Source organism: Treponema sp. OMZ 799, from assembly GCF_024181365.1.
In the GTDB taxonomy this organism is placed as follows: domain Bacteria; phylum Spirochaetota; class Spirochaetia; order Treponematales; family Treponemataceae; genus Treponema_B.
On the sequence record NZ_CP051301.1, the window covers coordinates 964405 to 990627 of the forward strand.

The 26223-nt window shown below is 40.1% G+C and carries 23 protein-coding genes and 2 pseudogenes; 16 read left to right on the top strand and 9 right to left on the bottom strand.

Annotated features, from left to right (window positions below; all coding sequences use genetic code 11):
• Nucleotides 1-32: 32 nt before the first annotated feature.
• The 3 genes and pseudogenes from E4O04_RS04335 to E4O04_RS04345 all read right to left on the bottom strand — a co-directional run bounded on the left by E4O04_RS04335 (nt 33) and on the right by E4O04_RS04345 (nt 2027).
• Nucleotides 33-1361 (bottom strand): leucine-rich repeat protein, encoded by a 1329-nt coding sequence (locus E4O04_RS04335; RefSeq protein WP_253685184.1) that lies wholly within the window; start codon nt 1359-1361, stop codon nt 33-35.
• 63 nt (nt 1362-1424) lie between these two features.
• Nucleotides 1425-1622: pseudogene (locus E4O04_RS04340) on the bottom strand (DNA-binding domain-containing protein); the annotation flags it as partial.
• Between the two features lie 84 nt (nt 1623-1706).
• Nucleotides 1707-2027, bottom strand: a complete 321-nt coding sequence (locus E4O04_RS04345; protein ID WP_253710144.1) for a hypothetical protein — start codon at nt 2025-2027, stop codon at nt 1707-1709.
• A gap of 131 nt (nt 2028-2158) precedes the next feature.
• Here E4O04_RS04345 and prfA point away from each other — a divergent pair, with 131 nt between their 5' ends.
• Nucleotides 2159-3244, top strand: coding sequence for a peptide chain release factor 1 (prfA, locus tag E4O04_RS04350; protein ID WP_253685183.1), 1086 nt, complete (start codon nt 2159-2161; stop codon nt 3242-3244).
• A gap of 6 nt (nt 3245-3250) precedes the next feature.
• Nucleotides 3251-4231: a peptide chain release factor N(5)-glutamine methyltransferase gene (gene prmC, locus E4O04_RS04355; RefSeq protein WP_253710146.1), complete on the top strand. Its 981-nt coding sequence runs from the start codon at nt 3251-3253 to the stop codon at nt 4229-4231.
• A gap of 2 nt (nt 4232-4233) precedes the next feature.
• Here the strand turns inward: prmC and E4O04_RS04360 are convergent, their stop codons facing one another.
• On the bottom strand, nt 4234-4785 hold the full coding sequence (locus tag E4O04_RS04360) for a hypothetical protein (protein ID WP_253710148.1): 552 nt from the start codon (nt 4783-4785) through the stop codon (nt 4234-4236).
• A 111-nt stretch (nt 4786-4896) separates the two neighbouring features.
• Here E4O04_RS04360 and E4O04_RS04365 point away from each other — a divergent pair, with 111 nt between their 5' ends.
• On the top strand, nt 4897-6519 hold the full coding sequence (locus E4O04_RS04365; RefSeq protein WP_253710151.1) for an ATP-binding protein: 1623 nt from the start codon (nt 4897-4899) through the stop codon (nt 6517-6519).
• 31 nt (nt 6520-6550) lie between these two features.
• Here E4O04_RS04365 and E4O04_RS04370 read toward each other — a convergent pair whose 3' ends face one another.
• Nucleotides 6551-7057, bottom strand: coding sequence for a GNAT family N-acetyltransferase (locus E4O04_RS04370; protein WP_253710154.1), 507 nt, complete (start codon nt 7055-7057; stop codon nt 6551-6553).
• 97 nt (nt 7058-7154) lie between these two features.
• Here E4O04_RS04370 and E4O04_RS04375 point away from each other — a divergent pair, with 97 nt between their 5' ends.
• Genes E4O04_RS04375 through E4O04_RS04385 form a run of 3 tightly spaced genes read left to right on the top strand, consistent with a single transcriptional unit; the run spans nt 7155 to nt 10251 of the window.
• Nucleotides 7155-8378, top strand: a complete 1224-nt coding sequence (locus E4O04_RS04375) for an SPFH domain-containing protein (RefSeq protein WP_253710156.1) — start codon at nt 7155-7157, stop codon at nt 8376-8378.
• Nucleotides 8379-8419: 41 nt separating this feature from the next.
• Nucleotides 8420-9475, top strand: a complete 1056-nt coding sequence (locus E4O04_RS04380) for a TFIIB-type zinc ribbon-containing protein (RefSeq protein ID WP_253710159.1) — start codon at nt 8420-8422, stop codon at nt 9473-9475.
• The gene (locus E4O04_RS04385) at nt 9469-10251 is read left to right on the top strand and encodes a TPM domain-containing protein (RefSeq protein ID WP_253710162.1); all 783 of its coding nucleotides are present in this window, start codon (nt 9469-9471) and stop codon (nt 10249-10251) included. Before E4O04_RS04380 ends, E4O04_RS04385 begins: the two co-directional genes overlap by 7 nt.
• Before the next feature lie 72 nt (nt 10252-10323).
• Here the strand turns inward: E4O04_RS04385 and E4O04_RS04390 are convergent, their stop codons facing one another.
• Nucleotides 10324-12474, bottom strand: coding sequence for a methyl-accepting chemotaxis protein (locus tag E4O04_RS04390; protein ID WP_253685176.1), 2151 nt, complete (start codon nt 12472-12474; stop codon nt 10324-10326).
• A gap of 652 nt (nt 12475-13126) precedes the next feature.
• Between E4O04_RS04390 and E4O04_RS04395 the strand changes: the two genes are divergently transcribed.
• From E4O04_RS04395 to E4O04_RS04425, 7 genes are all read left to right on the top strand, one after another.
• Nucleotides 13127-14218 (top strand): M42 family metallopeptidase, encoded by a 1092-nt coding sequence (locus E4O04_RS04395; protein ID WP_253710164.1) that lies wholly within the window; start codon nt 13127-13129, stop codon nt 14216-14218.
• Nucleotides 14219-14226: 8 nt separating this feature from the next.
• Entirely contained in the window at nt 14227-15522 is a 1296-nt protein-coding gene (locus tag E4O04_RS04400) for a potassium channel family protein (protein ID WP_253677114.1), read from the top strand.
• Nucleotides 15512-16036 (top strand): cyclic nucleotide-binding domain-containing protein, encoded by a 525-nt coding sequence (locus E4O04_RS04405; RefSeq protein ID WP_253710167.1) that lies wholly within the window; start codon nt 15512-15514, stop codon nt 16034-16036. Before E4O04_RS04400 ends, E4O04_RS04405 begins: the two co-directional genes overlap by 11 nt.
• Before the next feature lie 110 nt (nt 16037-16146).
• Nucleotides 16147-17013, top strand: coding sequence for an Rpn family recombination-promoting nuclease/putative transposase (locus E4O04_RS04410; protein WP_253710169.1), 867 nt, complete (start codon nt 16147-16149; stop codon nt 17011-17013).
• Between the two features lie 134 nt (nt 17014-17147).
• Nucleotides 17148-17756, top strand: coding sequence for a hypothetical protein (locus tag E4O04_RS04415; protein WP_253685171.1), 609 nt, complete (start codon nt 17148-17150; stop codon nt 17754-17756).
• 15 nt (nt 17757-17771) lie between these two features.
• Nucleotides 17772-17954 (top strand): hypothetical protein, encoded by a 183-nt coding sequence (locus E4O04_RS04420; protein WP_253685170.1) that lies wholly within the window; start codon nt 17772-17774, stop codon nt 17952-17954.
• Nucleotides 17955-17965: 11 nt separating this feature from the next.
• Nucleotides 17966-20296 (top strand): polysaccharide deacetylase family protein, encoded by a 2331-nt coding sequence (locus E4O04_RS04425; RefSeq protein ID WP_253710172.1) that lies wholly within the window; start codon nt 17966-17968, stop codon nt 20294-20296.
• A 61-nt stretch (nt 20297-20357) separates the two neighbouring features.
• Here the strand turns inward: E4O04_RS04425 and E4O04_RS04430 are convergent, their stop codons facing one another.
• Both E4O04_RS04430 and E4O04_RS04435 read right to left on the bottom strand, forming a co-directional pair.
• The gene (locus E4O04_RS04430) at nt 20358-21059 is read right to left on the bottom strand and encodes a DUF4398 domain-containing protein (protein WP_253685168.1); all 702 of its coding nucleotides are present in this window, start codon (nt 21057-21059) and stop codon (nt 20358-20360) included.
• Entirely contained in the window at nt 21059-22129 is a 1071-nt protein-coding gene (locus E4O04_RS04435; protein ID WP_253685167.1) for a hypothetical protein, read from the bottom strand. Before E4O04_RS04435 ends, E4O04_RS04430 begins: the two co-directional genes overlap by 1 nt.
• A 294-nt stretch (nt 22130-22423) precedes the next feature.
• Here E4O04_RS04435 and arcC point away from each other — a divergent pair, with 294 nt between their 5' ends.
• Nucleotides 22424-23353: a carbamate kinase gene (gene arcC, locus E4O04_RS04440; protein WP_253685166.1), complete on the top strand. Its 930-nt coding sequence runs from the start codon at nt 22424-22426 to the stop codon at nt 23351-23353.
• Entirely contained in the window at nt 23353-24744 is a 1392-nt protein-coding gene (locus E4O04_RS04445) for an MATE family efflux transporter (protein WP_253685165.1), read from the top strand. The genes arcC and E4O04_RS04445 overlap by 1 nt, the downstream gene beginning before the upstream one ends.
• A 72-nt stretch (nt 24745-24816) precedes the next feature.
• On the opposite strand, the gene rpsU is transcribed toward E4O04_RS04445, so the two are convergent.
• Nucleotides 24817-25026, bottom strand: coding sequence for a 30S ribosomal protein S21 (gene rpsU / locus E4O04_RS04450; protein WP_002673965.1), 210 nt, complete (start codon nt 25024-25026; stop codon nt 24817-24819).
• 86 nt (nt 25027-25112) lie between these two features.
• On the opposite strand from rpsU, the pseudogene E4O04_RS04455 reads away from it, so the two are divergent.
• A pseudogene (locus E4O04_RS04455) lies at nt 25113-26177 on the top strand (DMT family transporter).
• Nucleotides 26178-26223: the final 46 nt, after the last annotated feature.

Sequence of the window (26223 nt, forward strand, 5' to 3'; positions counted from 1 at the left end):
ACTTGCCACCAATCACCCATTACCAATTAACCTTACTCCCCAACAAACCTGTTTTGCTGCGTGCCCATATCATCGGCACCGGCTCGATATGCATCAAGCTGCGTCGACGGAACCTTTATGGTGCCTGCGGTCAGCTTGTCGCAGAGACCGAAAGCATTGAGAAAGGCTGATTTGCCACCATAATTGCATTTAAGCGTAACTGATGTAAGGCTTCTGCAATGTTGAAAGCAGTATCTCATATTTGTAACGGAAGCAGAAATTACCGGCGCCTGTGTGAGCTTTTCGCAGCCGTTAAAGCAAGAGTCCAGATTTGTAACGTCTTGCGGTATTGCCGAAGGCGCCTGTGTAAGCTTTTCGCAGCCTTTAAAGCAGGAGGTCATATCCTTAACGCCAGCAGGAAGCTCGGGTGCCTGTATAAGGTTTTTGCAGTCTTCAAAGCAGGATGTCATATCCTTAACGCCAGTAGGAAGAGCAGGCGCCTGCGTAAGGTTTTCGCAGTAGGTAAAGCAACCGCTCATATTTGTAACGCCTGCAGGAAGAGCGGGAACATGTGTAAGGTTTTTGCAGTAGGCAAAGCATTTCTTCATATTCGTAACACTTGCTGGTATGAGCGGCGCTTGGGTCAATCTTTTACAGTTGTAAAAGCAGTTTTCCATGTTTGTAACGGTTGCAGGAAGAACTGGCGGCTTTATAAGATTTTCGCAGTCTTTAAAGCAGCTGTTTATATCTGTAACGGCGGGCAGTTCGCCGAACTTGAGCGCAAACTTTTTACTCGGGTTGTCTTGAAGAATTTTTCCGAGAAGGCTCGGTTTCGCAGGGGCGTTGGAGTCGCCCTTTAAGTCCGCCGCCGTAAGACCGGTTATTTTGATGTAATAGATGCCATCGGCTGCCGCCGAGCCGGTGTTTAGATAATCGGCCAAGTCTGCGCCGTTTGTGCCGAATGCAACGCTTTTATAGCAGCTAAAGTTTACCTTTACCGCCGTTTCGCTGGTAATTTGTACTGTTGCGGTAGGACTGCCGTCCGTGCCGCCTGATTGCAACACACCGCCGGCTATAGTCCATTTTTCAACAACATAATCGTTACTCGCCACTGTTGCCGTAAAGGTTATGGTTGTGCCGTGCGCAACCTTGTCGCCTGAATTGATTTCGCTGCCGCCTTCGACCTTTGCTTTAAGCGTGCCGCCCGATCCGTCTACGCTAAAGGTTACGGTGGGCTTAGATGTCAGCGACTCCGATGCCTTTGCAGCATTCGGACAGCCGGTAAAAAGCAGTGCCGTTGCAATAATTGCGGCTATGATGAGCGCCGCGGCTCCCTTCTTCTTTGTCAAGGCAAATGCCTTGTGCTTGTTGTTTGTTTTCATCTTGAAAACCTCCTTATCAAAATTTCTTTTAATTGTTAATTTGTAATGTATAATTGGTAATTAATTTTTGATAATGGTGCTTACTACCTCGCTGTAGACTTGCAGTGTTGCAGCCACGTCCGCCCGTGTAAGCGTGGTGCCCTTGTCCATCATAAGGTCGATAATCTCGTCAAGTGTGTACGAGCGCACATCCGCAGCCTGCGCCATGTAATCGTCCGGCGCAGGAGTGAGTAAGTTTTCTCGCAAACAATACTTTAACATCTTGTTCTCCTTATATTTTTTAATTTAACCGCGGAGCACGCCAAGGACGCAAGGTGTTTTAAGAAGGCTTTGTAAGGCATTCTTTTATAATCCTTTGCGTTCTCTGCGTTCCTTGCGGTTTTTTAAACGGTGTATGAAAAAAGCCCAAGGACAGGAGGCCGGGCTTTGACTGACGGCTTGTCTTTGGGCATGGTTTGAGTAATTGATATTTAAATTTATTTGGGCACAGGTACTCCTCAGCTGTGAAGCTGTGAAGCTGTGAAGCTGTGAAGCTGTGAAGCTGTGAAGCTGTGAATTTTGTTCGATAGGCAGCCTTATGTCAAGTGCTTCGCACGGTACTTTTGCAAAACTTTTTTCAGTTTTTTTGTAAAGCCGATAAGTTTTTCTATTTCCTCTTTTTAACATAGTAACAGTATACAGCATTAAAGCCGAAATTGCAAGGCTTGATATTTATATCATTAACAAATGATTTTGTAATCCCTGTATACATTTTCCTTAAAAAGTGTTATACTCCCTCCTCAATACAAGGAATTTTTATGAAAGAACGATTGGATAATTTACGAAACAGGCTTGTTGAAGTCGAAAAAGAAGTCGAAGACCCTAACCTTATAAAAGATGTTGCAAAATATAAAGAAACCATGAGGGAACATTCCTATCTTTCAAAGTTGATGGAAGAATATGATAACTATCTTTCTATCGAAAAACAGATAGATGATTCCAAGCTCCTCATTCAAGAAGAAAGCGATCCCGAACTCAAAGAGATGGCGAGGGAAGAATTGCACTCTCTTGAGGCCGCCTTTGAAAAAAGCGAGGCCGATTTAAAAATGCTTTTAATTCCGCCCGATCCTCTGGAAGAAAAAAATATTATCATGGAAATCAGGGGCGGTACAGGAGGCGAGGAGGCTGCCCTCTTTGCGGCCGATCTTTTTAGAATGTACACCCACTATGCCGAAATGAAAAACTGGAAGTACGAGATTTTGTCCTTAAACGAAACGGAGCTCGGCGGCTACAAGGAAATTACTTTTTCCATTTCAGGAAAGTATGTTTACGGAAGTCTCCGCTACGAGTCGGGTGTTCACCGCGTTCAGCGTGTTCCCGAAACTGAAGGCTCAGGCCGCATTCACACAAGTGCGGTAACCGTTGCGGTTTTGCCCGAAGCCGAAGAAACCGAAATCGAAATCAATCAAGAAGATTTGCGTATCGACGTTATGCGTGCAGGCGGCCCGGGCGGTCAGTGCGTTAATACCACAGACTCCGCAGTCCGAATTACCCACATACCCACCGGCCTTGTGGTTATTTGTCAGGATGAAAAAAGCCAGATTAAAAATAAGGCAAAGGCCATGCGCGTTTTGCGAAGCCGTCTTTATGATTTGGAAGAAAGTAAAAAGCAGGCAGAACGGGCTCAAAACAGAAAAAGTCAGGTCGGCTCAGGTGACCGCTCCGAGCGCATCCGCACCTATAACTTTCCGCAAAACCGCGTAACCGACCACCGCATTAACCTAACCCTTTACAAATTGGATGCAGTTATGCAGGGAACTCTCGACGAGCTCATCGATGCTCTTTGTATCGCCGCCCGCGAAGAAATGATGAAGGCCGCAGACCATCACTTGGAGCATAAATAATTTTTAATGCTTTTTTTTACGATAAGGGAAGCCCGTCTTTTTGCAGCCGATTCCTTTCTTTCGTCTCACTTTTTAACAAGGAACGGATATGAAAGGAATGCTGCCCTCTTTGATGCCGATATTTTAATAGCCCATGTCCTAAAAAAAGAGCGCTCTTGGATCTTGGCTCATTCCGATTTCGATCTTTTACCCTACAAAGAAGAGTTTGAAGCCCTCGTAAAAAGAAGAAGTGCAGGGCTCCCAATCGCCTATCTAATCGGCAAGAAGGATTTTTTTGGGAGAAGCTTTTATGTAAATGAAGATGTGCTAATCCCCAAGCCCGACACCGAAACCTTGGTAGAGCTTGCCCTAAACTTTGCGAGTGAGAGATTTGAAAAAAATGCCCCCCTATTTGTTTTGGATATTTGCACGGGCTCAGGCTGTATAGGAATCTCTCTTGCGGCGGAGCTTTACGAAAGTATTCTAAATAAACCGCAGAGGGCGCAAAGAGTGCAAAGCACTTACGAAGTGCAAAACTATTTTGATGAGAATTTTTTTTTGGTGCTTGCGGATATTTCGGAAGGGGCTTTAGAGGTTTGTAAGAAGAATATGGCTTCTCTTTTGCCTTCCGCTCTATATAAAAAGACTCTTGCAGTAAGGGCCGATTTGCGCCTTGATTTTCCTAGTGTACCTGATTCAAACCGAAGCTATGACTTGATAACTGCAAATCCTCCTTATGTTCCGTCGAAGCTTACGGAAAGTCTTTTGGAGGATGGCCGCTCCGAGCCCCGTCTTGCCCTTGACGGCGGAGCTGAGGGACTAGAACTATTTCCGTCCTTGGCACAAAACTCTTATTCCGGCTTAAACGCAAGCGGGAAGCTCTTTGTTGAAGCAGGGGAATACCACGCCTCCCAAGCCGCGGAGATTTTTAGAAGTGCAGGTTTTTCTTCGGTTCAAATCCATAAGGACCTTGCAGGAAGCGACCGAGTGATAGAGTGCACAAAGTGAAATTAAGATTTCGTGCTTAAATATTGAGCGATTATCTCATCGATAAATTCGAGATATTTTTTGTTGACCGATGAAATATCTCCTATATCCGTTTTTCTATATTTTTCAAATTCGTAAAAAGAATTTTGAATTTGCTCATCGTTATCTTCTTTTAAAATTACCGGCATTATTTTTTCGTTTCGGCAATGATGCAGTGCATAGTCCGATAATATCTTTGCCAAATCTTCATCGGTTTTGTTTTTTATATCGGTGTAAAAGGAATAATATCTATTCAAATTTTTAGAAACAAAGTGATCCGTAAATATATGAAAATCCAAACCTCTTAAAAATGAGGGCGGAGCATAACTATGCTTTTTAATAAAGTTTTCAAATAATTTTGAGCTATATCCGGCTCCTTTTTGTATAAAATGACTTTTATAGTATTCTTCTTTTTTGCTTAAATCGTATAGATCCGGATATATCGCTCCATAATAAAAATAGTCTTTTTCCTCAATGTCATTTGTTTTTTCGAGATATATTTTTGAAATAAGTATGTGCGAAATCTTATCCGGCATTTTGTTTATCCTTAATTTAATATTAACCCATCCCGGCCATAAAAGCAAGAGTTAAATTCCCCTTATAAAAGTTTAAGAAATATGCTATAATCAATTCATAGGGGGTAGAAAATGAGCGATATTCGAAGATTGCCTATTGGTGTTCAAAGTTTTGCAGATTTGAGATCAAAAAATTTTATTTATGTAGATAAAACCGAATATGTAAGTAAATTGGTTTTAGAAAATAAGGTGTTTTTTTTAAGCCGCCCGCGCCGTTTCGGGAAAAGTCTTTTTCTTTCTACCTTAAAGGCTTACTTTTTAGGTAAAAAAGAGCTTTTTAAAGGGCTTTATATCGAAGAGACGGAACAACGGCAGGCAGAAAAAGAAGACCGCGAAGCTTGGATTAAGTATCCGGTTCTCCATCTCGATTTTACCGGAAAAAACTATGCCGATGTTAAGGCCTTGCGCGATATTCTCAATGCCCATTTACGAGAATGGGAAGAAGAATTTAAAATAGAAAAGACGGAAGACTCTCCAGACGGACGCTTTAAAAACCTGATACAAAGGATTTATGAAACAACAGGCAGACAGGTAACTGTGCTGGTTGACGAGTACGATAAGCCCCTCCTTGAAACTATGATTATAAATGAGCCCTTAAACGAAGAATATCGGCGTATCTTAAAAGGTTTTTACGGAGTCATCAAATCTTGCGATGAATATATCCGTTTTGCCTTTTTAACGGGAGTTACCAAATTCAGCAAGGTAAGCATCTTCAGCGATTTAAACAATTTGAGGGACATAAGTATGCTTCCCGATTACGATACTGTCTGCGGTATTACTCAAAAAGAAATGGAAGAAGTTTTTAAACCCGAAATACTTGCGCTCGGAAAAGCTCAAGATTTGACCGAAGGCGAGACTCTCGCAAAGCTAAAACAAAAATATGACGGCTATCATTTTTCCGAAAACTTTGTAAATGTTTATAATCCGTTCAGTCTTTTAAATGTCTTTGCAGGAAAGGTATTCCGCAGCTTTTGGTTTTCGACAGGTACTCCCACCTTTTTGGTTAGAACCTTACAGCACCAAAAAGAAATATGTATCCGCGATATTTTGGAAGATGCGGAAATGAGCGAAAACGCCCTACAAGATTACCGCCCCGATATGAATAATCCTATTCCCATTCTATTCCAGTCCGGCTATTTAACGATAAAAGATTATGACAAGGAATTTCAGCTTTATAAACTGGGCTTTCCCAATGACGAAGTAAAATACGGCTTTTTGGATAATCTTGTGCCTGCTTATACCTCTATTGCAAAGGATGCAAGCGGTTTGTTTATCGCAAATTTTGTAAGAGATATCGAAAAAGGCAAAACAGAATCCTTTATGAAAAGAATGTATGCGGCTTGCGCAGGCCTTCCTTACAGCCTTGCTTCAAAGGAAAATATACAGATGAGGGAAAGGGATTACCAAATAGCCTTTTACATAATTTTCAGCCTCATGGGGCAGTTTGTACAAACAGAGGTAGTAAGTTCAAAAGGAAGGGCCGATTGTGTGCTTCACACAAGGGATACAATCTATGTCTTCGAGTTTAAGCTTATGGGCTCGGGCACTCCCAAAGAAGCCATTCAACAGATAAAAGAAAAGGGCTATGCAGAACCCTACAAGACAAGCGGAAAAAAGATAGTTCTCATCGGCGCGGTCTTTGCCGACGGTATCAACGAGGAAACAGCCAATACATGGGAAGAGGAAGACTTGTAGTCGGCTGATTGCCGACTAAAGAATAAAACTTTTAAACTATTTTTACATACCTCATTTCGGGGGCCTTTAATACCTCTTGGATTTGAGTTTTGCCGTCGGGTTTAAAGCCGTGATGTTCATAAAAATTTCTTGCAATCCGGTTTTCTTGAAATACCCAAATACATAACTCATGGAGACCTAATTCTTTTGCTTCTTTTTCAAAATGGGTGATTAGTTTCGAGCCTACTCCCGACTTTTCAAAGGCCTTTTCGACATAAATAGCCATGAGTTCAAAACTATCGCTTTTATCGCTGTCCCGGCACATTCCTGTACGCATCATTCCCTTTATTATCCCGTCTTTGTCATCTTCATAAAGATACAGTTTTGATGTGCTTGTTTCAAAGTTAAGCTTTTCCTTTAAACGTTCTATAGATTTTTCAACCGATAGTTCGCAAAACAAAAAATTATCATCAACGATGCCCCTATAAGTATTTCGCCAGCCGTAAACATTTATTTCTGCAACCCTTGATAAATCTTTTAATTCTGCAAGTCTGACCATTGTTTTTCCTAAATTAAAATATCGTTTTCAAATATTGATATTTTGATTTTTTCGTTATATTATAGTTATATATCATTTAAATGTAAAGGAGTAAATTATGGGACTTATAGCAGCAGCAGTTGGAGCTGTAGGCGGCGGTTTGGCCGATCAATGGCTTGAAGTTATTGAGGCAGGAGATATGAGCGAGGGCGTTGTCCTTGCAAAAGGGGTCGCCGTACGCACCGATAAGCGTAACAAAAACACAAAGGGTTCAAGCGACATCGTTTCAAACGGTTCTATTGTTCATGTAAATCAAAACCAGTTTATGATGTTGGTAGACGGAGGAAAGATAGTCGATTATACGGCAGAGCCGGGTTATTTTAAGGTAGAGAATTCGGCTTCTCCCTCTCTTTTCGGCGGTCAATTCGGCGATGCCTTAAAAGAAACATTCAGCCGCTTTAAATTCGGCGGTACTACTCCGATGAAACAGGAAGTTTTCTATGTTAATTTACAGGAGATTAAGGGTATTAAATTCGGTACTCCAAACCCCTTGCAATACTTTGACAACTTCTATAATGCGGAATTATTTTTACGAGCCTTCGGAAACTATTCGATTAAAATAACCGATCCGATAAAATTTTTTAAAGAAGCCTGTCCTCGGGATGCCGAAAACGTTCACATAGATGAAATAAACGAGCAATACTTGAGCGAATTTTTAGAAGGTTTACAGGCTGCCATCAGCCAAATGTCCATGGAGGGCGAGCGTATTTCTTTTATTCCGTCTAAGGGAACTGTTTTAAGCAAACACATGTCCGAAATCCTCGACGATTCATGGAAAGAGCTGCGCGGAATGGAGGTGCTTTCTGTAGGTATTGCCAGCATTTCCTACGATGATGAATCTAAAGAACTTATCAATATGCGGAACAAGGGCGCTATGCTCGGTGATCCGTCCGTTCGTGAAGGCTATGTTCAAGGTTCTGTTGCTCGCGGTATGGAAGCTGCCGGTTCAAATCAAGCCGGTGCCGGAATGGCCTTTATGGGAATGGGTATGGGCATGAATACGGCCGGCGGTTTTATGGGACAGGCCAGCCAAAGCAATATGCAGCAAATGCAGATGCAGCAAAATGCTCAAGGTCCCTCTCAAGGGGCTGTACAGCAATCAGGCGGCGGAGCAGGCAAGGCTGCCGGCGAATGGTTTTGTACCGAGTGCGGCCATAAAAATACCGGAAAATTTTGTGCCGAATGCGGAACTCCTAAGCCTGCAGGAAGCGGTTGCCCTTCATGCGGTGCAGAGATAAAGGCCGGAGCTAAATTCTGTCCCGAATGCGGAACAAAATTATAAGTTCTATTTTTATAGAGGTATGATAAACATGGAGGTGGAACATGAGTGTTGACAATTATAAATGTCCGGGCTGCGGCGCACCTATAAGTTATAAACCCTCTACCGGAGGTTTTAAGTGTGATTATTGTTTTTCAAGCTACACGGAAGAAGAAATTACCCGTTGCATGGAGGAACTAAAAGCAAAGAAGGGCGGTTCTGAAAATTCATCTTTCGAAGTTGAAAATGGAAGTGTAAAGCAATATCATTGTAATAACTGCGGAGCGGAAGTTGTGGCAGGAGAAACTTCAAGTGCTGTCTTTTGTTATTATTGTCATAGTCCTGTCGTTTTATCCGACAGACTTAGAGGAGAATTTAAGCCCGATAAGATTATTCCCTTTAAGCTTGATAAAAAGGAAGCCTTAAAGCGTTTTGCTTCATGGGTAGAAGGAAAAAAATATGTTCCGGCTGATTTTACAAGTACGAGTACACAAGAAAAAATGACCGGAGTTTACCTTCCTCATTGGCAGGCCGACGTTACAGCCGATGTTGACTATCACGCCGTTGGTCTAAAAACTTCATCATGGAAAGCGGGAGATACCCAATATACAAAAACCGATAAGTATAAGATTGACCGTACCGGAAAACTTGAACTGAATAAGTTTCAAGAATTGGCTTTTACAAAGATAGATAAAAACCTTATCAACGGAATAAGCCCCTATGATTCCGATGAGCAAAAAGATTTTTCTCAAGGCTATCTTGCAGGATTTTTTTCGGAGCAATATGATATCCAAAAAGAAGATGTAGAACCTATAATAAAAACCAGAGCAGAAGATTATGCTAAAGGTCTTATTCAAGACTCCACCGATTACAGCGGAGGTATTGAAGATGAAAAAGATAATACTTCCTACACCGTAAAAAACTATAATTATGTTTTACTTCCTTCGTGGATACTTACATATCTTTATAGGGGGAAAACCTATGTATTTGCAGTAAACGGACAGACCGGAAAATCTTCAGGAGAGCTTCCGCTAAATAAGTCTAAACTTGCTCTTGTTTCAGGTCTTATATCGGGAATTCTTGCAGCTCTATTACTTTTGGGCGGGAGGTTTATATGGTAGTAAAAAAAATTATTTTTTCGTTGATGATTTTTTTCTGCATACGTTTAAACTCTTATGCAGAGAATGAAAAAAAACTTTTGGTAGATGAAGCCGGAGTTTTGAGCCAAGAAAATTTTACAAAAATAGAAAAATATTTGCAAACCGTTTCCCGCAAAAGTAAATCCGATGCTGTAATTGTAATTGTTTCATCGACCGGCACAAAGAGTCCTCAAGATTATGCCGATGATTATTTTGACTATAATGGTTACGGGCAAGGATCCGAATATGAAGGAAGCCTCTTACTCATTGTAACGGGAGACGGTAGTCAAGGCAGCCGCTATGCCCATATTTCGACCCACGGAAAAAAGACGATAAGCACCCTTACCGACAATAGTATTGAAAAACTTTTAGATTCTTTAATATACGGCGGACTAAAAAAAAATGATTATGTCAATGGAATAGAATCTTATCTTAAAGCTTTGGGAAGAAGATTTTACAACAGCCTTTCTCTTTTGGAAATTGCAATGAGTTTAGGTCTTGCGGCCTTAGTATTTCTTTTTAAATTTTTCGGAACACAAAAGAAATATAAAAACAAGGAAGCCTTTGCTTTTGCTCCCTTCTACGATGTGAATAAAAACAGCCTTGTTTCATTTGCAACTGTTGATGACGTATTTCTTTCTACAAATACGGTGTCGCGAGTTATTGCAAAATCCGATGGCGGAGCTAAGTCGAGCGGAAGTTCTACGCACACTTCTTCAAGCGGTGAAACGCATGGAGGAGGCGGTAGAAGCTTTTAGTTTTAGTTAAAATCATAAAACCCGATTAAAAGCTTTATCTTAAACCGTTTAATCGGGTTTTATAAAAAAAAATTATTCTACCTTGAATTTCTTAACTTCCAAGGAGAGGTTTTCAATACTCTCCTTATTTTTTTGAGTGATTTCGTTTACCTCGTGAACAGCCTTATTTATCTCAAGCGTTCCATATGACATTTCATTCATACTGTTAGCTATGCTGTCTGACATCGCAGAAAGAGTATTCATCTCATTTGATACCAGAGTGCTTCCTTTAAGCATTTCTTGAGAAACATTTCTTATTTTATGAGTTATATTGTCAATAGTATTTATTGTACTCAGTATTTGTTGGTTTCCTTCATTTTGTTCATCCATTGCATTCATAATAACATGCTCTTGCTGCTTTGTTTTTTCCACAAGAGCGAATATATTATCGAAATGCTTTTCTATGCTTAAAGCGGAATCATTTACCTTTTCTATCTTTTCTTTTAAATCTTTGAGCATTGCATTGATTTTCTTTCCTTGACCGCCCGACTGTTCTGCAAGTTTTCTAATCTCACCTGCAACTACTGCAAAGCCCTTTCCGGCTTCTCCGGCATGAGCCGCTTCAATTCCTGCATTCATTGAAAGAAGATTTGTTTGTGCAGAAATATTTTGGATGATGGCGCTTGTTTCCAAAAGAATATCGGAGCTTGAATCTACAGCCTTGCTTAACTCGACCGTTTCGGTAATTAAGGCCTTACCGTTTTCGGTCGCAAGTTTAAGCTCTTCAAGAGTTTGAAGGTTCTCTTCGACTATACTTGATACTTCTTTTATATTTTCGACCATCTGCTTAATTGATTCGCTTGAAACATCTACAGTAGAGGTTTGAATATCTATCGAGTTATCGAGATTTTCGATTGTTCTCATCATTGACTGTAATGAGGTTCCTATTTCTATGACACTTCCGGCATGAGTCATCATTTGCTTTTTTATGTTTGAAATATTTTCGTTTATCTGATAAATTGCACTCGCAGTTTCGTTCATATTGACTGCTAAATTGTTTCCGACTTCCTGCATACTTTCCGTATCGTGTGTAACCGATTTTACCGAATTTGCAATTTTTTCTATCGTTAAATTAAAATAATGAGACAGGGAAGTTATTTCGTCATTACCTTTTATCGGAAGACTTGCCGTTAGGTCTCCGTCTCCTTCAGAAATATTTTTAAGTATGCGGGCCGTATTTTTTATTGGATAATTTATAAATTTATTTATAAATATAACAAGCATTATAATAAATATAATCAGTATTACTACGGATATAAGCAATGTCCTTATAAAAAAGAGATTGGTTGCGGTTATGATTTGAGCGATGCTGTAATCGAATTTTATATAACCTATTACGTTGTTCGAAAAATCTTTAAGATGATAATAGGCGGAAGCTTTATCATTTGAGATATTTATAAAAGAGCCCTTGTCCAGTTTGCTTATAACTTCTTCGGGGTTTTCTTTTATTTCTTGCTCGAAATTTGAGCCCATTATTTTGTATTCACCGTTTAAATTTTTTGCATAAACGCTTATATTCAAACCGTATTTTGAAACTTTTTCAGGGCAGGTTTCTGTAAAATTTTTAATAAATTCCGTATTCACGGCTCCTCCGTACTCAACCGTACCCAGATGCTTACCCTCTTTATTGACAGGAAAAATTATGCGGAAACCTAAATCGCTGACACCCGTTTCCAAACCGTATACTATTTGTTTTTCGGAATTTGCTTTTACCACTGTTTTTCTAAATGAAGAAAGATCATCTCCGAATTTTTCGGGTTTTTGAAGACGCAAAAATGAACGGTTTTCCGGAGTGTGAAAGTGGACTTGCTTGGCATTATATTTTTCTTTTAGTTTTTTATATACAGGCTTCATTATGGTTAAAAGACTTTCTCTATCTTGTTCTTCAAAAGCCTTGACTATGGACTCGTTGTTTGTTATCCCATCAAGAACGGCCTTTCCCGTCAAAGTATATCCGTTTATGGCATCCATAAAGGCTAAATATTTGATATCTCCGAGTGTTTCTATTTGATTGTTTGAAAATTTTTTTATGCTCCTCCAGTCTTTATATGTTAAAACCATGTATTGTAAGAGCAGCAGAGCAAAAACACTTAGCAATAACTTCATTTTTATGGAAAATCCCCATTTCCCGGCATAAGAATTTTTTTTAGGGTATAGGTCACCTCTTGAATCATTATTTTTCATTTTATTTTCTCCTTCAATATAAAAACACAATAACGGTCTTTATTCCAATAAAATTTATTTTAGGCTCAAAGGCGGGCAGCAGATATGTTATAAATATATAATCTATGTTAAAGGTTACTGTATTTGCTAAAAAAATATCTATTTCTTCTTATGGAAACTGCGTTTAATATAGTTGAAATTAGGCTTGAAACCTTTTATCCTATAGGGAAATCTTTTGGGATTTTTCTTTGCTGCGTTTAAAAATAATTCTGCCCTTTTCTCGATTAAAATCTGGTCCTGAGTTTTATCCTTATAAGAATTCTCGGACCCGATAGCTCTTTGGTTAGTTTGAAATTTATTATACATGCTTGACCTACAACTTTTTGTATTATGTACATTATTTAAGCTTTAAAATTTTGCAGTATGATTTGGTAGGAGGCTTTATTGTACAACCTTAAATACACTTACTTTTGATATTTAAGAGTATCGGCATCAACAAAGCTTTTTTTAGGTTTTTTTAGAATTATTTAATTTTCATATAAAATCTTTTTTTTTACAAAAGAGTCTTCTCGTCGTCTTTCAATGAGATTTGAATCATCTCTCCTCTTCTTGACATATCGCCCCATCTATAATATTCTATAAGTCTTAAGATAAGATATAGAGGAGCTTTATCATGGAAGAAAATAAGATTAACGAACTTAAAACTTCAATTTCAAATTCAGCCGAAAAGGTTATGGATGAGATCATAACTATCTGCAATATACCCAGTCCCACGGGCTACACCTGCGAAGCCGCCGACTATGTTATGAAAAGACTTTCAGGTCTCGGCTTTAAGCCTTGGCTTACAAACAAGGGCGCTGTTGTCTGTGAGCTGGATAAAAATGCGGAACCTAATACAGGCAAAAAAGGAGATAAGGCTCTTTTACTTTCAGCCCACATCGATACGCTGGGGCTTTTTGTGCGCCACATTAAATCTTCAGGCCGATTACGTACCTCTCTTGACGGAGGCTTTCCGTACAATTATGTGGAGCAGTCCAATGTAACCGTTATCACAAGAGAAGGGAAAAAATACGAGGGAACCATGCGCCTTACCGAGCCCGCCGTTCACGCTTCCCGCGAAATAAATGAACTAAAAAGAGATGACGCAAACATGGAGCTCGTTCTCGATGAAATCGTAAAATCCCGTGAAGATGTCGAAAAGCTCGGCATAATGGCCGGCGATGTTGTAGCCATCGAATCCCTTGCCCGAAAGGCCGGGAACGGATTTTTAAAAAGCCGCCACTTGGACGACAAGGCAAGCTGCGGAATGTTTATCTATCTTGCGGAGCAGGTTGCAAAGGGAGAATTAAAACTAAAACGCAAGACCTATATTATGTTTACCAACTATGAAGAGATAGGACACGGCGCTTCTGCAGGACACCCCGAAGGCATAAGCGACATGCTTGCAGTCGATATGGGAGTTGTAGGAAGCGACCTTGATACCGATGAATATGCAGTTTCAATATGTGCGAAGGATTCTTCCGGGCCCTATAACTACGAGTTTACAAGCGAGCTTATCAAAATAGCTAAGGAGATGGAGCTTAACTTTGCCGTAGATATTTATCCTTTTTACGGCTCGGACGCTTCCGCTGCTCTAAGTGCAGGCTATGACTACCGCCATGCCCTAATCGGTACGGGTGTTGCAGCCTCTCACGGCTATGAAAGAATCCACAAGCAAGGCCTTGAAAACACTCTTCTTCTATTGATAGGTTATATCGCGGAGTAACTCATCCAATGAAGGCAAAGAAAAAATCGGGAAAAGCAGATATAGAATTTTCTCAGCCAAAAAAAACACCCTTGCTTGTCAGGTTTATGCTGTGGATTAAGCATATTCCTGCAAGCGATATATTTAGAATACTGGCAGGGTTTGCTTTTATATTTCTTGTGCTGGTTGTGATTATCTTTGTTTCGGAAGCAAACAGCAATTCAAGGATTAACAATTTTTTCGATGCCTTTTGGTATTCTCTTGTAACTATCACAACTGTCGGTTACGGAGACATTACGCCGTCCACCCTCTTGGGCCGCTTGGCAGGTATCATTCTTCTTCTTTTCGGGGTTGTTGCCTTTGCGGGGGTGAGCGGAAAAATTGCATCAGTTTTTTTTGACAGACAAGTAAAAAAAGATAGGGGGCTTATTAGATTGGAAAAGATAAAAAATCATTTTTTAATTTGCGGCTGGAAGCCTAACTTTGACAGGATTCTTTTAGGGATTATTTCGGCAAACCCCGACATTCCCATAGACCATATTGTGCTTATAAACAATGCAAGCCCCGAAAACATGGATATAATCAAAACCGATAAACGCTTTAAGGGGCTTATCTACCTTTTCGGAGATTATACCGACGAGGCTACCTTGCTCCGCGCAAATGTAAAATATGCAGAGCGCGCCCTTATTCTTTCAGACTATTCGCAGAATTCTTCCCCCATGGAAATCGATTCGCGCACGGTGCTTGCGGTTCTTACGATAGGAAGTCTTAATTCCCGTATTTATACGGCAGCCGAGCTTATCGATTCAAAATTCCGTCAGCACCTTTCCCTTGCTCACTGCGATGAAATTATTTTAAGTACCGATTACGAAAGGAGCATCTTGGTTTCGGCATCAAGCGGCACGGGACTTAGCCACGTGTTGAGAGAACTAATCACGGAAAAATCGGGGGAGGGGCTTATCATAAACGATATTCCTTTTGAGTTTATAGGCAAGACCTACCGCGAATACCGCCGCAGTCTTTCAGGCGGACGTGTTCTAATAGGTCTTTTGGAAAATACGGGGAACTTTTACAGCCGCCGGAAAGAAGCCCTGCACGAGGCTCAAAAAAATCCCAATATTCAGCAAATCGTAAACAATCTAAAAAAGATAAAGCGGCTTAAAAGCAACGAGCCTATTTTAACTCCGCCCGATGAGTATATAATAAAACCCAATTCCCGCGGTATCTTCGTTTCGGGAAGAAAGCGTACCGACTTTACCCTTGACGGCACTGCTCTCGATGACTCCCAAATTTTAAATGAAGAAGGAGGAGCCGATGACAGATAAAGAAATCATAGATAAAAAAGATGAAATCTTAGCCCTTATATCGAGGCTGGAAATATTTGCCGATCTTGCAGGTGATAAAAATAAGATATTTTTAGAAAAGCTTTTTTCTTTTTTCAGTGTAAAGAATTTCCGTGAGGGTGAAATTATACTCGATAAAAACGAGGCAGGAAGAAGCCTTTATATTTTGGTAAATGGAGAAGTGCAAATGCTCCGCACAACCCTTGAAGGCTCCCCCTTTGCATTAAGCAATCTAAAGGCTGAAGAAAATGTCTGCTTCGGAAAAGCCGCCTTACTCGGAGAAGACTTTCACGGTTCTTCCGTAAAGGCTTTAAGTGACTGCACTGTCTTGGAGTTAAGGTCTCAAGACTTTTTAAGCCTCTGCGAAGAAATGCCGGCCCAAGGCTCCAAGGTTATTTACCGGATCGCCTGCCGATTGGCAAAGGCCCTCCAAGAAGCGACCAAGGATTCCCTCACCCTCTATCAAGCCCTGCTCGATGAAGTCGGCATGCCGTAAATTATAATTTTTTTTAAAAAATTTTGCTATTTCTTACAATCAATCTCTAGAATAATTATGAAAGGGGAATTTTTTTTCTTATTTTAAAAAATTATTTCAAGAGGTAAAATATGGAAAAACTTTTTAAAATTACTCTCCGAAATGACTATGCCTTTAAGCGTGTCTTCGGAGTAGAAGAAAACAAGGATATTCTACAGGATTTTCTGGAATGCATTCTGGATATTCCGTCTGAAAACATCGCAGGTTTGGAACTTATGGACAAGGAGCTTCATAAGGATCTTATAAATGAAAAATTGGGCATCTTGGATATCAAACTACGGCTAAAAGACGGAACATTTGTCGATATCGAAATCCAAAATAGGTGGCATCGTGATTTTCCTGAAAGGACCTTGTATTATTGGTCTAAAATGTACAACGAGGGTATCAAACAAGGTCAAGACTATACAAAACTTCCAAAGTGTATTACAATAAACTTGATAGGGGAAGGTTTTAATAACAATAAGCGTCTCCACAATAAGTATGTTGTCCTTGAACAAGATACAAAAGAGCCTTTAGTTTCAAAACTTGAGATTCATATACTAAATCTTGAACAGGCAAAGCTGTTAAAAGAAGGTCAATGCAAGAATAATAAAACAAAACGCTTATTAAATTGGCTGAAATTTATCGAAACTGACGATCCGGAGGTACGTAATATGCTGGCACAAGAATCACCGATGATGCGAAAAGCAAATGCAACGATAGAAGTAATGGAAATGAGTCCTAGAGATAAATGGCTGTATGAATCCAGAATGAAATATGAACATGATAAAGCTTCATGTATAAGTGAAGGGTATCATCAAGGTATTGAACGCGGCTTTGCTGATGGTGCATACCAAAATAAGCTTGAAACTGCAAAAAACTTGCTTGATATAGGGCTTTCCGTAGAGCTTATTTCACAAGCTACAGGTCTTAGCAAGGAAGAGGTGGAGAAACTATAATTGGTTAATGGAACAAAGATGCTTGTTCGGATAAAATTTTATTGACCTCGAAACTTCGTTGCTTGTAATCCCATCTTCCTCCCTCGCCATTTCCTCCCTTTTCAAAGCCTTAAAAAAGGTGTATAATTAAAGATATGGCTAATGATGTGCAAAACAAGGAACGGGAGCTTTTGGCTGTCGTCGATTATATTTTAAACAGGGCAGGAGAGAGAGAAATAGAGGTTATTTCGGCTGCTTTGGAACGAAAAAAGCATGAGGCCTCGGCGGCAAGCCCCTTATCGGCTATAAATCCCGAAAATATGGCAAAACAGATGTCGGAATCCATCAACAAGTCGATTCAGGCAAGTCTTGAGGGGGTGCGCCATACCTTCCGTGATTTTGCGGCCGACATGCTTTTAAAAGAAGCCCCCGAACTTTCCGAAGATCAGATGAAGGCTCTTATCGACTCTTGGATTCCCGAACAAGGCTCCTATGACGGTTCGGTAAAAAGCCTTGCAAAAAACGGAAAGATTGACGGCCTTCCTGCCGATGTATTATATGGAATGATTTTGCAATTTGTTTCTTACAGCATAGGCGAAATGAGTGCAAAAGAAAACGATGAACTAAAAACGGCGATGGGAAACTGGACCGAAAAATACTGGAGCCGTTTTCCGATGAGAGTCAAACAGGAGATAAAAAGTTTTATCAGCGGGGAAATCACATCGGGTGAATTCAGGAAGAATATAACTGCTCTGATTTCTTAGAAGGGAGTGCTTAAGATGAATAAAACAAGGGCCGTCGAAGGCTGCGAGGACATAGACGAGGTTTTCGGTAAAATGGGCGAAATGCAAAAAAAAATCGCAATAAAAAAAATAACCGAGATGGAAGAATCTTTGGAAAAACTTGAAGACGAATTGACCGATATTATTAACACCCATTCAAATATATTAACGGAAAATTGACGGAGCTTTTTATGAAAGAAAAATTAAAATTTGCCTTAACGCTTTGCCTTATTTTTTTTACTTTATTAAACCTCCATTCCGAACTTTATTTTGAATCCGCAGATATCAATGCGGAAGGCGATATTTTATTCGATATAAAAGCAGATGCTTATGAGGACTATTCATATAAAACCCTTTTTAAGTATTCACATGAAAAAAACAAAATAGAACAGCTTACATTTTTCCCCGAAAAATTGCAGCTTTTAGGAAACAATAAATTTTTACAGGTTTCAAACCGCTTCGGCATTATAAGGCTTGACCTCGATTCCGGAGCTGTTGATTCTCACTCCGATTTTGAACCTCTTTCGGCATCCAATTCATCAAAGATAGGAGCCCTTAACAATATAAAATCAAGCCCTGACGGAAGATGGCTTACATTGATAGAGCCGTTCTCCCTTGTTTTCGGCCGGCTCGTGCTGGTTGACACCCATACCGACCGAAGATATATATTGAGCGAAAAAAATGTCAGAAATGATCTTCCCGTATCTTGGTCTCCTGATTCAAAAATTATTTTATACGAAGATGAAGGTGTTATTTACTTTGTCAGGCCTGAGTGGTTTTCGGAATCTTCTTTTACCGATAAGAATTTTAGAAAACTATCTCAAGGCAAAATAAAGAATTTAAAATGGATTTCATCTTCGGAATTTGTTTTTTTATCGGGAAATGCTCTTTATAAGGTCTACTCCACAGAGCTTTTTACGAAGGCCTTTTACTCCCCCTTATTTTCGGCCGGAAAGCTTGCCGCAAAAATCCCTTCGGATTTTTCTCCAGCCTTTGATTCCATTTTTATAGCACCTGATGGTAATACCGCCGTTTTTGTTAAGGGTAAACGAAATGTTTATTATATTAAACTGGATGGAGACGATTATGTAAATGTTTACTCCTCGGATTCCATTCCTTATTTATTGCTCCCGGGAAATACGGCTGAAGTTTCAGTTTATTGGAAGGATAATTTTCCCATCGTTTTTGCCGAAGGTCTTACAGACGGAGCAAAAATTTTAAGGGCATGGCAAATTCTTCCTTCTTCTTCAAGTTTTCAAAAAATCCCAATTACGGAAAAAAGCTCCTTTCTTGCTGCTTCCCCTAATTTTGAAATTGCCGCTTTTAATGAAGATGAGGGTCTGGTTTTTTATGATACCTTTGGTAAAGGTGAAAATGGAGAGCCCTCATGGAAAAAGCTCGATATTTTTTTGGATGAAAAAATTTTCTCAGCCGTTTGGAAAAATAATTTTACCGTTTTTTTAGGCGGTGAAAATTATATCTACGAGTATAACCTTAACGATAATTCTTCCGGTGCAGGCAAAAAAAAGATTTCCGTTTCGGCTATGCAGAACTATAGCTGGTCGGATTCAGGCAAGGAAATTTTAATAAGCCTAAAAAGCGGCAGTCTTGATTCCGCTAATTTAGAAATCTTGCAATATGCTTCCAAATTAAAATGGAGGCTTTCCGAAAAAAAAGTTATGCAAAAGAAAAATGCAAATCTTTCCGACAGGATTTACATTGATTCAAATTCCGGCTATTTTTCAAATATGATCTATATCCGCCGTCTTAAAGACTTTATAACGCGTCCTCTTTTGGAAGACGGGGGCTTTTTAAGGGAGAAAGCTCAAAAAAAGGTTTCTTCCGAGAGCGGTAATTCTTCTTCCGTTTTTTCGCATGGAAGCCGGAGCGGAAAAAAACGGGTTGCCCTGGTCTTTGATGCCATGGATGACATGGACGGAATTGCGAGCATTCTTTACACCCTAAAAAAGAATAATATAAGTTCAACTTTTTTTATAAACGGAGAAGCGATGAGGCAAAATCCTAATGCCGTAAAAGAAATTGTAAAAAGCGGACATCAATGCGGCTCCCTTTTCTTTACCACATGGAATTTAAACGATGCCTCTTATAGAATCGATGATAATTTTATAAAGCAGGGCCTCGCTCGAAATGAGGATAGTTTTTATTCTCTCACAGGATCCGAGCTTTCCCTTATCTGGCACACCCCTCATTATATTTCTTCCTCCCTCATCGTAAATGCAGGAAAAAATGCCGGCTATATTTTTATTTCGCCTGATGTGCGGGTGGCCGATTGGCTCAGCCCTGATGAAAAATTCGCAGTTCCTTCTCTTTATAAGTCTTCTGCCGAGTTGATTGAAGATATAGCCGATGCGGTTCAGCCGGGCTCTATAATTCCCATACGCATAGGCAGAAGCTTTTCAAGCAGGAACGATTATCTTTATTATAATTTGCAGCTTTTGATTGATGTTTTAACCGAAATGGGATATGAGATTACCGATGTTAAAACCTTGATGGGTGCTTAATAAGGCTCTTAATAAAAAAACCTCCAAACTCTAAAAGATTTTGGAGGCTTTTTTAATTTCTTTATTTAAAATGTTTATAGGTTTTTGAAGGATCGTAGAGGCCGGATCTTTTTTCTCCCTTAATCGAGGGGATTGTCAAAACTATGCCGGGCTCTACCCAGTTGGGATTTTTTGCATCAGGCAGCTTGTCCTTGTTGGCCTCATACAGCTTGCGCCACATAAAGGGATTACCATAGATTTCCTTTTTGGCTGCGATGTTCCACAAGCAATCTCGCTCTCCCCGCCATGTCCTAATTCTATATTGAGAAGGTAATTCTGCAAGGCCCGTGTCATCCTTTCCCTTGACAACAGAAAGAGCATCCATTACCCTTTGGGCACATACGACTGCTACATCGTAGTTTTCGTTATCGAAGGCTATGCTTCCTGCATTTAAGGCTTCTTCTGCAGTCTTATAGGCATCGGGATATTTTTCTTCAGCTCCATTTGCCTTAGCCCAAGTGAATCTGGTTCGTGCCTTGTTCATCTCTTGCTCGGCTTCGGTTTTAGCCAACATTCTTTGAATGAACTCGGAGGATTGCTGTGCATAGCTTTCTGCAAGTTTAGAGTATTCTATAGATGCTTCGTAATCCCCTTCATCATAGGCCTTTGCTGCAAGTTCCGTATACGCCCGGCTTTTTCTCTGGTATTCGTTATCATCATATGATACGGCAAAAAGAGGTGTTAAAACCGTTAAAAATATTAAAATTGTGATAAGCTTTTTCATTATTGACCTCCTCCTGCTGTTGTTTGGTTATTTTCCGTGTTTGCCGGCTCATCTCCCTGTGTATTTATATTTTCAACAGGTGCTCCGGTCTGAGGTGTGGACAGGTTTTGTAAATCAAGTTCTCCTTCAGTAAAGCCTTCTCCGGCCTCGGTCAAAGGAGCCTCCTTGTCCGCTTCTAAGGCAAGATCCGAGCTTTCCTGTTGTCTCATTGCAGCTTCGGCCATAGCTTTTTCGGCCTCAGCTCGTTTTAAAGAAACTTCCTCGTACAGTTTTGCAAAGAGCTTTGCAGCTTCATTGTACGAGATATAGGCTTCCTTATAATCAGCCCTGTCTGCAGCCGATTTGCCTTTATTATAGGTTCTAACTGCCTTGTTGTACTCTTCTTTTCTGCTTCTTGCTGCCTTGATAGAGTCACAGTCATCTTTGTACTCTTTTGCTGTATCTTTAGCAGTTTTGGTAAATTCAAGGTATCCCTTAGCGGCTACCTTTTTATAAAGCTTTACGGCATCTTCCGAAGCTTCTTTTGCCATTTTGTGGTCTAAGCGGTAATGATCTATCGTGTTGATCGAAAATCTTTCGGCATCAACATAGTCTGCCGGCGAATATCTTCCAAAGTTATTGCTTTCAATTTCAGCTCTTAAACTTGAGGCATTCATCAAATTTGAAAGAGTGTCATATCGTATAATAGCTTCGTTATACTTTGCTATTGCAGCTTTATAGTTGCCGGCTTGGGCATCAGAGTCGGCTTTTTGTTTTAAGGCTTCCGGTACTTGGAAAAGCTCTGTATAAGCCTTATCGGCACCCAGCTCTACAGCTTTTTTTCTCGCCTTATTAACCTTTCCGTTTTGACCTTGAAAAAGCTTAAGCTCTGCAAGCAGAGGGTCAGCCTTGGGTACTTCGGGTTTGACGGTTTCCTGCTTAGGCTTTTCCGTTTCTACGGCCGGAGTCTTTACTTCTTCAACTTTCGGCTCAGGCAGGATCTCTTGCGCTTTTTGTTTCGATGCACATGATGCAAAAAAAATCGGCACAAGGATGGACATCAAAATAAGTAATTTATAATTTTTCTTCATTAAATACCTCCCATTTGATATTAATTAATGATACTCCTTTTTCCCGCTTTTTTCAAGCCGTAATTTTTTTTTGTCTTGAAACTAAAGAATATTCAAAAAAGGTATAATTATCCTCATCGGCATAACAAAAGGGGACATTTTTATTGTGCTAAAATAGGGGACATTTCTATGGTGTATTGACAGACATTTCTATGGTGTATTGACAACTAAGTTTCTTTGTGCTTGAAACAATCAAAAAAATCCTATATAATCTCCGGATTGAATGAAATAATTCTATTTTAAGGAGAGAATTCTATGCCGAAAAAGATTGTTATTGCCTTGGGCGGCAATGCATTGGGAAATAATTTGGAAGAACAAAGAAAGGCCGTTAAGATTACGGCAAAGGCCATTGCCGACTTGGCTGAAGAAGGACATCAGGTCATCGTTTCTCACGGAAACGGGCCTCAGGTCGGAATGATTCATTTGGCTATGTCCGAATACCACAAAATCGATCCTAAAACTTCGGAACCGGAACTTGCGGTTTCCGTTGCCATGAGCCAGGGTTATATCGGGAACGATTTGGAAGCCGCTTTAAGTGAAGAGCTTTTAAACCGCGGTATCAATAAGCCCGTTGCTACATTAATAACTCAGGTTATCGTAGATCCTTCCGACCCTGCCTTTTCAAAGCCTACAAAGCCCATAGGCAGTTTTATGACCAAAGAAGAAGCCGATGTTTTAATAGCTAAGGGTGAAAATGTTGTAGAAGATGCAGGCCGAGGTTACAGGCGTGTTGTGGCTTCTCCCAAGCCGGTCGATATTGCAGAAATCGAAAGCGTCAGGGCTCTTTGCGATGCCGGTCAGATAGTTATTACCTGCGGAGGCGGAGGTATTCCTGTAGTAAAAAAAGGAAACGCTCTTTGCGGTGTTCCTGCCGTTATCGATAAGGACTTTGCAAGTGCAAAACTTGCTCAGCTTTTAAATGCCGATTGCCTTATAATTTTGACGGCTGTAGAAAAGGTTGCAATCAACTTTAACAAGCCCGATCAAAAATGGCTTTCAGAAATTTCTGTTGAAGAAGCAAAGAAATACATTGAAGAAGGACACTTTGCCCCCGGCTCCATGCTGCCTAAGGTTCAGGCCGCCATTCAATTTGCCGAATCGAACAAAAAAGGCTATGCCCTTATTACCCTCTTGGAAAAAGCAAAGGATGCAATCGACGGTAAATCCGGAACGATAATCAAATAGTGTTTATAAATTTAAGACATAAGTATTTCGGCCCCTTTTCTTTTTATAAAAAGGCCGTAAAATTAGCTGTACCTGTAATGGTACAGCTTTTTATTCAATCTCTGGTTTCTCTTATAGATAATTTTATGGTGGCAGACCTTGGCGACCTAAAGATGAGCGGGGTAAATGTTGCCAATCAAATTATCTTCGTATATATAACCGGCCTCAATATTCTTTGCAGTGCAGGCGGAATGTTTATGTCGCAGTACAACGGCACAAAGGATGAAGAAGGAATGCAGCAAGCCTACCGCTTTAAGCAGATATCGGGCCTTATCTTCGCCCTTGCTCTTCTTGCCGTCTGTCTTACAGTTCCCGACCTTGTGCTAGGTCTTTTGGTCAGCGGCAATGCTGCAAAAAAAGAAATAGTCGAACAGGCCGTAATTTACAGCGATGTCATCCTATTATCCTTTATTCCTACAGCCTTTTCGATAGGAATAGCATCTTCTTTCCGCGAGACGGGGAACGTAAAGGTGCCCATGTATATATCCCTTGTTTCGACCCTTATAAACACCATCGGAAACTATATGCTCATATACGGAAATCTTGGAGCACCGAGGCTTGAGGTTGCAGGGGCTGCCTACGCGACGGTCATTGCCCGTTCGGCCGAACTTATAATCTTTGTGCTTTATGCCAAAAAAATTAAGCCTCTTTTCTATGTAAAGATAAAGGAGATGCTTAAAATAAAGCTACATCTTTTCCATGAGATTTTTAAAAAGTCGGCCCTCATCTTTTTTGCCGATATGTCTTGGGTTATGAGCGAGATAGTAGCAACTGCCGTTTATAACAGCCGAGGAGGCCCCGAGGTTGTAGCCGGTATGTCTGCGGGCTGGACGATCGCAAACCTCTTCTTTTTGATTTTTCCCGCGATAGGCACTTCGGTGGGCGTTATAATAGGCGGTACCCTCGGACGGAATAATTTGGAAGAGGCAAGAGAGCAGGCCCGCTGGATTAAAAGCGGGGCTCTTGCAATCGGGCTTGGAACAGCTGTTTTGGAGCTTTTCTCGATTATGCTGGTTCCGATTGTGTTCCGAAGTTTAAGCCCTGCATCCCATGAGGTTACAAGGCTTCTTATAATCTTTATCGCTCTTTATATGCCTGTGTGGACTCTTCAAAACACCCAATATGCTATAGCCCGATCCGGAGGCGATGCCGTCATGGGAGTCTGGGTTGATACTACGGTAAATTTATTTTTATTTATGCCCTGTATGCTTTTATTGTATTATCTTACGGATTGGTCTTCACCCGTGATGTATGCAATCGCAAAAATCACCAGCATAATGAAGGCCGTCTTTGCCGAAATCCAGCTAAAAAAAGAACGCTGGGTCAAAAATTTGACAAGAATTGAAAAATAAGGTTTGACAAAAAACTATTTGACATAAAAAAAAGAGCTTGGGTTTAAGATAAAACCGCAAGCTCTTTTTGCATTAATAGCTCTTTGAATCGCGTGAGCGTCTTGTTTTTTTCATAAGTTTTCGGCGGAGGGCCTTATTCTTTCTGTTTAAAACAGTGGAAGGTTTTTCGTAGAATTCCTTCTTTTTCCATTCGCGGATAATACCTTCTTTTTCGACTTGACGCTTAAATCTTTTGAGAGCTTTTTCAAGATGCTCTGAATCGTCAATTGTTACATATGCCATTTCTCTTTTCACCCCCTCCGGCTTTAGGATTAAAGGCTGATTATATATAAAATATAAAAAGATGTCAATAGGATTATTTTTGTACAATTTTCCATCGACTTGTCTTTTTTTTTGTTTTCTTGTATAATACCCTCCTAATATGTAATAAACCTTTTTCAAAAAGGAAAGCTCGTTCCGGAACTTTTTGAGGCATTTGCATTTGCCGTTTTACTGACGATGCAAAGGATTTTATTTTGACTAATACCAAGATTAATGTTTTATCGCGTTTAGCCCTTTTACTTGTTGCTATAGTATGGGGTAGTTCTCTTGTAGTTGTAAGCGAAACTACCGATTTTTTTAAGCCTAATTTTTTATTGGGCTTGAGGTTTTCTATTGCCTGTTTATTGCTTTGTCTTGTGTTTTATAAAAAGTTAAAACTTATAAACAAAGACTACCTTATAAGCGGAGGAATTGTCGGCTTTTTTCTATTTATAGCTTATTCCAGTCAAACCTTCGGCGTTACAACTGCGGGAGGTCTTCCGGGAAGAAGCGCTTTTTTATCGGCTTCTTATTGCGTGATAGTACCCTTTTTAGGCTGGATTGTGAACAAGGTTCGTCCGGATAGGTACAATGCCTCTGCAGCGGTTTTGTGTATTTTGGGAATAGGCTTTGTGTCCTTTAAGGATTTGGTGCTTTCTTCTGGTGTAGGAATAACCATGGGAGACTTCTATGCTCTTTTAAGCGGTCTTCTTTTTGCAAGCCACATTATAAGTATTACACGATTAAGCAAGAGAAAGGATCCGATTCTTATGACGATTATCCAGTTCGGTGCGGCTGCAATACTTTCATGGCTTGTAACCCTTATTTTTGAAGATAATAGTGCAATAGTTTGGTCTTATTCGTCCATAGGTTCCGTACTTTACCTTGCTGCCATTTGTACGGGACTTGCTCTTCTTTTACAAAACATAGGGCAAAAGCACACGGATGCTTCAAGTGCCGCCATTATCTTAGGGCTTGAGTCTATTTTTGGAATTATCTTTTCGGTTATATTTAAGGGTGAAAGACTTGACGTTTATTCGGTTTTAGGCTTTATCTTAATTTTTATAGCGATAATAATTTCGGAAACAAAGCTTTCATTTTTAAAAAAAGAAAAAGGTTTAGAAAAACTTTAAAAATTCCGGCTTTTAACGGTATAGTAAGATAAACTTTTAGTACTTC